The organism is Paenarthrobacter sp. 10N417, assembly GCF_056394745.1.
The window spans coordinates 175,395-184,883 of record NZ_JBFTIL010000009.1; the positions used below are offsets into that span (position 1 = coordinate 175,395).

At 61.9% G+C, this 9,489-nt stretch carries 7 protein-coding genes; 3 read left to right on the forward strand and 4 right to left on the reverse strand.

All coding sequences use genetic code 11. The annotated features are described in order from the left end of the window. The first annotated feature begins 32 nt into the window (after positions 1-32). The 3 genes from AC1DCM_RS13755 to AC1DCM_RS13765 all read left to right on the forward strand — a co-directional run bounded on the left by AC1DCM_RS13755 (position 33) and on the right by AC1DCM_RS13765 (position 3,492). Positions 33-551 carry a GNAT family N-acetyltransferase gene (locus AC1DCM_RS13755; protein WP_442006122.1) on the forward strand — a complete coding sequence of 173 codons (519 nt, stop codon included), beginning with the start codon at positions 33-35 and terminating at the stop codon, positions 549-551. Between the two features lie 21 nt (positions 552-572). Further along, entirely contained in the window at positions 573-2,348 is a 1,776-nt protein-coding gene (locus tag AC1DCM_RS13760) for a helicase HerA-like domain-containing protein (protein WP_477518648.1), read from the forward strand. A 115-nt stretch (positions 2,349-2,463) separates the two neighbouring features. Further along, on the forward strand, positions 2,464-3,492 hold the full coding sequence (locus AC1DCM_RS13765; RefSeq protein WP_477518658.1) for a hypothetical protein: 1,029 nt from the start codon (positions 2,464-2,466) through the stop codon (positions 3,490-3,492). Between the two features lie 233 nt (positions 3,493-3,725). Here AC1DCM_RS13765 and AC1DCM_RS13770 read toward each other — a convergent pair whose 3' ends face one another. The 4 genes from AC1DCM_RS13770 to AC1DCM_RS13785 all read right to left on the reverse strand — a co-directional run bounded on the left by AC1DCM_RS13770 (position 3,726) and on the right by AC1DCM_RS13785 (position 9,307). Further along, on the reverse strand, positions 3,726-5,699 hold the full coding sequence (locus tag AC1DCM_RS13770) for an NHL domain-containing thioredoxin family protein (protein WP_477518649.1): 1,974 nt from the start codon (positions 5,697-5,699) through the stop codon (positions 3,726-3,728). Next, a complete protein-coding gene (locus AC1DCM_RS13775) occupies positions 5,699-7,987 on the reverse strand; it encodes a bifunctional copper resistance protein CopD/cytochrome c oxidase assembly protein (RefSeq protein ID WP_477518650.1) in 2,289 nt (762 codons plus the stop codon). Before AC1DCM_RS13775 ends, AC1DCM_RS13770 begins: the two co-directional genes overlap by 1 nt. A 173-nt stretch (positions 7,988-8,160) precedes the next feature. Further along, entirely contained in the window at positions 8,161-8,448 is a 288-nt protein-coding gene (locus tag AC1DCM_RS13780) for an HU family DNA-binding protein (RefSeq protein WP_011776355.1), read from the reverse strand. Positions 8,449-8,743: 295 nt separating this feature from the next. Then, positions 8,744-9,307, reverse strand: coding sequence for a GNAT family N-acetyltransferase (locus AC1DCM_RS13785; protein ID WP_477518651.1), 564 nt, complete (start codon positions 9,305-9,307; stop codon positions 8,744-8,746). Between the last annotated feature and the right edge of the window lie 182 nt (positions 9,308-9,489).

A 9,489-nucleotide genomic window follows, 5' to 3' on the forward strand; every position in this document is an offset into this window, starting at 1 on the left:
CCTACTTGGGTTCCACCTACGAAAGGCCTGCCATGACCACAACGCCAACCCTGCCGACGTCGGGCCTTTCCGTCCTCAGCCTGCCCATGCGCGATCCCCGCGTTCGCCCCCTGCTGGACGAACTCGCCGTCGAATACGACACGCGCTACGGAACACTCTTCGGCACCGGCGGTGCTGCGGAGGAACTGAACAGGTATCCGGCCGAGGAATTCGCCGCGCCCCACGGAGCACTGATTATCATCCAGGAAAACGGCGAATCCGTGGCTGGCGGCGCGTTCCGGCGTTACGACGAGCACACCGCAGAGCTCAAGAGGATCTGGACCCACTCTGCGCATCGTCGTCGCGGCCTGGCGCGGAAGGTGCTGGTGGAGTTGGAGAATGAAGCACGACGCCGGGGCTACAGGAAGCTCTACCTCACCACCGGTCCGCGCCAGCCTGAGGCCAGGAATCTGTACCTTGCCACGGGCTATAAAGCGCTCTTCGATCTGGCTGCCGACCCCGAGGACATCAAGCATTTGGCCTTCAGCAAGGATCTTGTCCTGCCCGGCTAAGCTACCTTGCCCGGCTAAGCTATGCGCATGGCCAACAAACCCATCGCAACAACTGCTGAAAAACTTGCCACCATCCAGCAGGGGTACGCCCTGCAAGGTGCCACCATCGAGCTGGGCGCGGCGATCGTGGACGGTGAAATCCACAAGGAGGCCCAGGTCCGGCTCCCCTTGGCCATGATGAACCGCCACGGCCTGGTTGCGGGCGCCACCGGTACCGGCAAGACGGTCACGCTTCACATGATTGCCGAACAGTTGTCGACGGCGGGTGTTCCGGTTTTCCTCGCGGACATCAAGGGAGATCTTTCCGGACTGGCCACGGCGGCAACGGGCAGTGAAAAGTTGAGCGCGCGAACTGAAGCCCTCGGCCAGCAGTGGCAGGGAAAGAACTTCCCCGTTGAATTCCTCAGCTTGGGCGGTGACGGCAATGGAATCCCGATCCGCGCCACCATCACCTCGTTCGGGCCAATCCTGCTCTCGCGCATCATGGACCTCAACGACACCCAGGAATCCAGCCTCCAACTGATCTTCCATTTTGCGGACAAGAACAAGTTGGAACTGATCGACCTCAAAGACCTCCGGGCCGTGATCCAGTTCCTCACCTCGGACGAGGGCAAGGAACAGTTGGAGGATCTTGGCGGACTCTCCAAAGCCACAGCCGGCGTCATCCTGCGGGAACTCGTCACCCTCGAGGCCCAGGGCATGGAGAAGTTCTTCGGCGAACCGGAGTTCGATACCGCCGAGCTCCTCCGCACGGCGCCCGACGGCCGGGGCGTGATCAGCTGCCTTGAGCTGCCCACGCTGCAGACCAAGCCCCTGCTGTTCTCCACGTTCCTCATGTGGCTCCTCGCCGACCTTTTCGAAGACCTCCCCGAAGCCGGCGACCTCGACAAACCCAAGCTGGTGTTCTTCCTGGACGAGGCCCACCTTCTCTTCAACGACGCCTCCAAGGCCTTCCTCGAGGCCATCACCACCACGGTCCGGCTCATCCGTTCCAAAGGCGTCGGCATATTCTTCGTCACCCAGACACCCAAGGACGTCCCCGCCGATGTCCTGGGCCAACTCGCCAACCGGATCCAGCACGCCTTGCGCGCGTTCACCCCGGAGGACGCAAAGGCCCTCAAAGCCACGGTCTCCACGTTCCCCGTCAGCGATTACGACCTTGAAGAGACACTCACCTCCGCAGGTATCGGCGAGGCCGTCATCACGGTTATGAACGAAAAAGGTGCCCCTACACCTGTTGCGCTCACCCGGCTCCGTGCCCCCGAATCCGTGATGGGACCCAGCGCCGATGACCTGATCCGCAGCACTGTCGCTTCGTCCTCCCTTCTGGTCAAGTACGGGACGGCTGTAGACAACGTGTCCGCCTACGAGAAACTCACTGGCAACGCCGCGCCTTCCACCGGCGACGCCGCACCGGGATTGCCCCCGGTTCCGGCCAGCGCTTCAGGTCCTGGCGCTTCCGGTTCTGGCGCTTCCGGGGGTACGCCCTACGACATCGACGCCGAAGCGCGGCGCATCGAGGAAGAGATCCTCGGCCGCCCGAGTTCCCGTCCGGCGCCTTCGCCCTCCTCGCTGCCGGAGCCCTCCTCGTTTCCGGAGCCGTCGTCGATTCCTGGGCCGGCCCCTGCGCCGCAGCAGGCGCCCCAGCAGGATGGTGGCATGTTCGGCGATCTCGCCGGGGCCCTTGGCGGGGCTTTGGGCGGCGGTCTGAAGAGCATGGTCCGCTCCATGGGAACACAGCTTGGGCGCGACCTCATGCGCGGCGTTTTCGGTACCTCCTCGCGGCGCCGCCGCTAGCCGTTTGGGCTGTCAAAAGCCCGACGCCGGGCGGCCGCAAAGGCTCGCTGCCACCCGGCGTCGGGCCCTCTGGGAAGGGTCTTCGCACGTCACGCTGATGCCCTCCTGCACAGCTATCGCCGCCGTGGCAGGTAACGTAAAGGGCGTGCAGTTGAGCCAAGCGATAGTCAGGACCGCAGCCGGATGGCTGCTCGGTCTGATGCTTGCTGCGGCCGGAGCCATCGTCTGCATCAACTTGGTGAGCTCCTCCGTGGCCAGTCCGCAACAGCCTGTCCGGGAGTATTTGGAAGCCTTGCAGAAGGGCGAAGGCGAGCAAGCCCTGGGTCTGTTGCGGGCAAAAGTTCCCAGTGGAAATGCCGCCATGCTGGATGGCACCGCCCTGCAAACTGCTGCCTCCAAACTGTCCGACATCAAACTCGGAAACGCCCAGTCCAGAGGCAGCAACCGTGTTGCCGTTCCCGTGGATTACACCTTGGACGGTAACCGTCTCCACACCGAATTCCTGATGGAGCGCACCGGGACGCAATGGTTGTTCTTTGGCAAATGGGCTTTCGTTCCCACTACGCTTCCCACTCTTGAGGTCACCGTCGTGAACTCCAATGAGGCAGCGCTCAACGGCGTCCCCGTTAACATGCCCAATGGTCACAACACTTTTGCCGTGTTCTACCCCGGCAAATACGAAGCCAGCCTGAACGGCACCTACTTCGAAGCTCCTGCTGCCTCGGCCCTCGTTTCAAACCGCGACGGCGGCCAGGCACCCCTGAACCTGCAGACCCGGTCAACCAAGGCTTTGAACGAAGCCGTTGCCGGTAAAGTCCGGGAGTTCCTGGACACCTGCGCCGCCCAAGCCACCGAGCAGCAACGACTCCAACCTGATTGCCCGTTCTACCACGCCAGCAATGCACGAGTTGTGGACGGAACCATCAAGTGGGAGATTACCGAGTACCCCAAGATCACCATTGAGCCCTTCGGCGGCAAATGGGTTGTAGCCCCGCTCAACGGCAAGGCAAGGGTTTCCGCCCGCGAGATCAATTTGTTCACCGGCTTGGTCAACGACCTCAACGTGGAGCACGATTTCAGCTTCACCACCCAGCTGGACACTGACAACAACACCGTGACCGTCACCCCGATGCTGACGTTCTAGGCCCCCCGCGCACTCCACAGTTCCCTACGCCGTCGATAAAGACCTGGCTCTCGGTCCGGATCCCCACATCCCTGAACAGGACACGCGCCAAGGTTTCGATCAGGGAACCCGCCCCACGATCAACTTTTGCAACGACTTCACGGGCGCGACTGGCCCAGTTCTGGAAGGCTGGGGGCATGAAAAGGCCCAGGTCCTCCCCTTCAAGGGTCAAACCCGGGCCAGTTCAGCAGGCTTTAGTCCATGCCGCGGAGATCAAGCACCAGCTCTGATTCGCCGTCAGCCTGCAAAATAACAGGGATGCCCCAATCCTGCTGGTACAGGTGACAGGCCGCGTGGTCCGGAATCTCTCCGTCCGCGGTTTCAGGTCCATCGCAGGCGGCCGCACGGGCAGTAATGTGAAGGATGCCCTCGGGCACGTCGGGCGACAATTCGATGGTGCGCAACAAGCCCACCGATGTCCCGCCGCCGGAGACCAGCAGTTCAGGCGGTGTGGAAGAGACCTTCATCTGCGTCGGATCGCCCCAACGGTCATCAAGCTTCTGGCCCGTGGGAGCCTTGAAGCGAACAGCCAGCTCCAGGATTCCAGGGGTCACGGGGCTCTTGGGACGGTGCGTCTGTGACGCGCCCTCATCCACCTGCTGGGCTTCCTTGGGAATCGGTACCAAAACCAGTTGATGCTTGTTTGATTCAACCACCACCAGCAGCGGCTCACTGTTGCCGTGGTTAACCACGACGACGTCACTCGGCTCGGCCAGGCCACGCGCCAACGTTGACACGGTCTTCGTCGCGGGATCGTACCGGCGAACGGCACCGTTGTAAGTATCGGCGATCGCTACGGAACCATCCGGCAGTACCGTGACCCCCAAGGGGTGCTGCAGGCGTGCCTCGCTGGCGTCGCCGTCACGGAATCCGAAGTCGAACAGGCCTTGGCCGACGGCTGTCTCCACTGTCACGCCGGTTTCGTTAAGCACCAAACGTCGCAGCGAGGAAGTCTCCGAGTCGGCCACCCAGATGTTGTCATCGGCATCAATGGCCAGGCCGGACGACTGCGCGAACCAGGCATCCTCCGCGGCGCCGTCCAACAGTCCCTCCAGGCCCGAGCCCGCCAGGATGGAAACCTGGTTGGTCACGGGATCGAACGCAAAGATCTGGTGAGTTCCCGCCATCGCGATGACAACACGCTGCAGCTTCGCGCTCCACACCACATCCCACGGCGAGGACAAGGAGACCTCCGTACCGAGGCCAAGCACCCCGACGTCGATTGCGTCGGCAGCAAAGTCAGCCGGACCGCCGTCGTGGTGTTCGGACCAGGCACCCGCGCCCGTCTCGGTTACACGGGCAGGACCGGCATCGAGCAAGCGCTGCACACCGTTGCCGGCAACAGTCCGGACATGCCCTGAACTCAACGTCACACCCCGAAGGCGGTGGTTAACGGTATCTGCGACCACGGCGTCATAACCGAGCGTGGAAGCGAGCTCCGCCGGAAGAACAGCTATGCCTTGCGGCTCGTTGAACTGGGCCGTGTCCGTCTGGCCGTCCGCGTAGCCCTTGGTCCCGGAGCCAATAACCCGCTCAACGGTTTTCAGGTCCGGGTGGAGCTCCACCAGGCGGTGGTGACCGGAGTCGACGACGAGGTAATTGCCGTTGGCCAACTGGGTCGTTTTGCCCGGGAAGCGCAAAGTGCCCGACGTCGGCACAGGAGCGACGTACGGACCGTTGCCCCGGTGAAGGGTCCCCTTTGCTTCATGCTCGGCCACAAGCTCCTCAAGCAGCACAGCGAGGCCATCTGCGTGGCCTTCCCCGGAAAGATGCGCCACGATGTAACCCTCCGGATCCACAACAACCAGCGTGGGCCAAGCACGGGCTGTGTACGCCTTCCACGTGGCCAGCTCAGGGTCATCCAGGACCGGGTGATGGATCTCGTAACGTTCCACGGCAGCTGCAAGAGCAACAGGATCAGCTTCGTGCTCGAACTTAGGCGAATGTACACCAACTGTCACCAGGACGTCAGAGTACTTTTCCTCGAGCGGCCGGAGTTCGTCGAGAACATGCAGGCAGTTGATGCAGCAGAACGTCCAGAAATCCAGCAGCACGATTTTGCCGCGCAGGGATTCCAAGTCAAGGGACTTGCCGCCCGTGTTGAGCCAGCCGCGGCCCTCCAGTTCGGAGGCCCGGACCCGGAGTTGGGTGCGTACGGTTTCGCTCATCAGCGTCCTTCCAGCTTCGTGTTTCGTTCGGTCTTGCTGCTTGCCCGCTCAACGCTGTCTGTTGTGTGTCCTGATGAGGCGCTGTCGGTTGGGGCTGCGTTGTCGGTTGGAGTCTGGGCAGTCGGGGTGGTCAGGGCAGTCGGGGTGGCTGAGGCTGGGCTGCCAGCCAATTTGGCGTCGCGGTCAGCGAGCCGGGCAAACATATCGTTATAAGCACTGAGATCGGCGTCGTTATTCCTGTCGGCCGCGCGATCCACCCGTCGGGTCTCCCGCTCGTCCGAGCGCGACCACATCACGGCTACGCCGATTGCCACCAGCAAGGTGGGAACTTCGCCAATGCCCCAAGCTACAGCGCCTCCCATTTGCTGGTCTGCGATGGCCGAGGCACCCCAGGTCCGGCCCAGGTTCCCGAAGTAGTCAGCAGCCAGCAGGCCAGTACCGCCCATGATGGCCACGCCAAAGAACGCGTGGAACCCCATGGTTGCGAGCAGGAGCAGCAGGCGCATGGGGTACGGCGCCCGGCGCGGCAAAGGATCACTGCCGATCATGCTGAGCACAAAAATGTAGCCGGTCAGCAGGAAGTGCAGATTCATGAGCTCATGCCCGACGTGCTCACGCATCGCCAGTCCGAAAAGGTCTGAGTAGTAGAACAGCACGATGGATCCCGCGAAGTTCGCAGCCGCGAACAGCGGATGAGTCACCACCTGCGAGAACCGGGAATGGACGAACAGGAGCAGCCACTCCCTAAGCCCCCGCGAACCGTGGGCGCCTTCGCCTCGGGAAGGGAGCGCACGCAGTGCAAGGGTCACGGGCGAACCCAACACCAGGAAGATTGGTGCCACCATGGTCAGGGCCATGTGATCCACCATGTGGGCAGAAAACAGTACGCGGCCATAGACCGCTGGCGGACCTGAGGTGATGTAGGTGAGAATCACCAGTCCAATCACCCAGTTCACTGTCTTGAACCAGGACCAGCTATCCCCGCGCTTGCGAATCTTGATGATCCCGAGGATGTAGGACACGGCCCCGAATAAGGCGACTCCCACCCACAGCCAGTCAAAACGCCATTCCGTAAGCCAGCGCTCTGGCGTAAGTTCAGGCGGAATCTCATAGCCGGACAGGATGAACGCCGGCGAGGCGTCCGGTGCGTATGTAGTGGGCTGCGGCGGGGCCGAGCGCCCCAGCGCCACGGCGAGGCCCGCCGTCGCGCCCATCACCAGAAGCTCAACCAGAACCAACTGCCACAGCACGCGGCGGGCAGACATCGAACCGCTCTTCCCCAACTGAGGTATGACCCACTGACGATGCATGAAACCAATGCCACCCAGCACCAGGGTGGCAAGTGCCTTGGCAAGGATGATCTGGCCATAGGCCGAGCCGAACAGATCGCCCAGGTTCGTCACGCGGATGGCTGCGTTTATCACACCGGACGCAAAGACCAGGACGAAAGCAAAGCCTGCCAGGGCCGAAAACCGTCGAAGCGTCGACTCAGTGACGTCGCTGGTTCCATGGCTCCTCGAACCAGCGAGTAATCCGGAAAGGACAGCGAGCATGATGATGCCTCCCACCCACACGGAGACACCAACCAGGTGAAGGCCCAGCGAGTTGATGGCGCCTTCATGATCACTGGAGCTGGAGGAGTGGCCGATCAGAGCTGGCGGAATGAGCCCGATCAAGGCAAGCAGCAGCGTAAAGGCGAGGCCAGTCAGCGATCGGACGCCGAAGAGCGCTGTGGTGACTACAGCGGCGATGATGGTGATGGACAGCCAGGCCTTGCCCGTCTCAATGTCCGTCATGAAGTACACCAGCGAGCGGGTGAATTCGGCGTCACCGGAGAGTCCCTGACCCGCAACATCCGCGTAGGTCAGTACCAGGACCGCTACAGCGGACAGCGTCCAAGCGGCGCCCGCCGCAGCAGCAACGGCAAGGGCGCGTGTAAAAGCCGGATGTTCCGGAGCCTCCAGATCCTTTTCACGGGATCGCGACGCTCTAAGGTTCTTGGGCAGGATTCCAACTGCGAAGATCAGGCCACCAATAACTGTGGCTATGGAAACGTTGTGGACAGCTTTCGCGAAGGGCAAGCCCCACCGGACCAGTGCTCCGGGGTCTGAGACCTGGCGGGCAGCAGAAGCCCCGGAGAAGATGAGGGCCCCAGCCAAAGTCAGGAAGAGCACCGCCAGTCCAGCAAGCTGCCATGGAAGGGAAATGCCCGTGACGGCATTGCCTCCCCCCGCTCCCGGCTTGGGAACAGGCGATGGGGCAGTTGCGGAGCTTCTTGCTGATGGCACCTATCCATTGTCCGTTACGTCTGGCTGGGCTGCGAATCGGGAACCGTTTGGGGAGGAGAAGTGGCCACGGGCGAGCGGATGCCGCCTTGATGTACGGGACAAGTGATTGTTTAACGGCAAAAGGGGCGGCAACCAGTTGGTTGCCGCCCCTTCAGGCGTTCGCCGAAGTGGAATTACTTCTTCTTGGCGACAGCAGCCTTCAGCTTGGAGCCTGCGGTCAGCTTAACGCTGTGGCCAGCGGCGATCTGGATGGTTTCGCCCGTCTGCGGGTTGCGGCCGGTGCGTGCTGCACGGTCGGTGCGCTCAACTGCGAGCCAGCCCGGGATGGTGATCTTCTCGCCAGCGGCGACAGAAGTCTCGAAAACTTCGAACAGTGCATCGAGCACGGAGTTGACGGCTGCCTGGCTCGTGCCAGCCTTGCCTGCTACCTCTGCAACGAGTTCACTACGGTTCTTAGCCATTTACGTCCTCCTGGACTAATACGTTTTTTGAGCTTTCAAGCGGAATGCGAGCAAGCCACTGCTCGAAAACTTACCAGCTTGCACCGCCATGGCCAGCAAATTCCGCGTGTTTCCGCGCTTTTTTGACCAAAATCACCGGTTTTTCAGGGTTTTTGGGGGTGCGGACCCCACATGGCGTACGCTACGGCGTTGAATAGGCCTCCAGTCACACGTACGAAATCATGACGCCGACAGCCACCGCCGGGAGTAGCACGCCGCTAGCAATCGTGGCTTCAGAGCATCGGACCGCCGTGGATTAGAAGAGAATACGTTGGTACAAAACGTGGGCCTGCCACTCGCCTGCTATGTGGAGATACGAGGGCGCCAGACCGATACGCTCGAAGCCGGATCGCTTAAGGACCGCCTGCGAGGCTGCGTTGTGCACCAAGGTGGCGGCTTGGATACGATGGAGCCCCAGTTCGTCACCCGCCATGGAGAGAGCCGCCTGCACCGAGGAAGTGGCAATGCCTTTGCCGGTGAACGCTTGGTCGACCCAATAGCCCAGATTGGCGTTCAGGAACGGTCCGCGGACTATGCCCGTCAAAGTAATCATGCCAACGACATCCCCGTCATGGAGAACTACCCACGGCACTTCCGTGCCTGCGGCATATTGGTTCAGTTTGCTCCGAACAACGGCCTCTTGCCCGGCCTTGGTATAGAACGCCTCGCTGCGCCGTGGTTCCCAGGGCGCGAGGTGCTCTGCGTTCCGGGTATACGCGGCCGCCAAGGGCCCGACGTCGGACAAGGACAAAGTCCGAAGGTGGACTTTCCCGTTCACTGCGTTCCCAGACGGGACATCCAAGATTCGGGTCAGGGTCATCCTGCGACTCTAGCGGCTTTAATCGATGGTTAAACCTGACTTGGCTCACGGCTCGCGGCTTCGGGGTGGGTCGAGGCTCTGACCTGCGGTGATGTTGGCGGAATGCTGCTTTTTCACGCACTAAGGGGTTTTGTTCTAGTGTCACCGGTGTGGTGTTCATCAGGAGGGTGCGGACGGCCTCG

Bases quoted from the DNA above. Each gene is read 5' to 3' on its own strand.
- AC1DCM_RS13785 (WP_477518651.1), bottom strand. From the start codon at position 9,307: ATGACCCTGACCCGAATCTTGGATGTCCCGTCTGGGAACGCAGTGAAC.
- AC1DCM_RS13770 (WP_477518649.1), bottom strand. From the start codon at position 5,699: ATGAGCGAAACCGTACGCACCCAACTCCGGGTCCGGGCCTCCGAACTG.
- AC1DCM_RS13755 (WP_442006122.1), top strand. From the start codon at position 33: ATGACCACAACGCCAACCCTGCCGACGTCGGGCCTTTCCGTCCTCAGC.
- AC1DCM_RS13780 (WP_011776355.1), bottom strand. From the start codon at position 8,448: ATGGCTAAGAACCGTAGTGAACTCGTTGCAGAGGTAGCAGGCAAGGCT.
- AC1DCM_RS13760 (WP_477518648.1), top strand. From the start codon at position 573: ATGCGCATGGCCAACAAACCCATCGCAACAACTGCTGAAAAACTTGCC.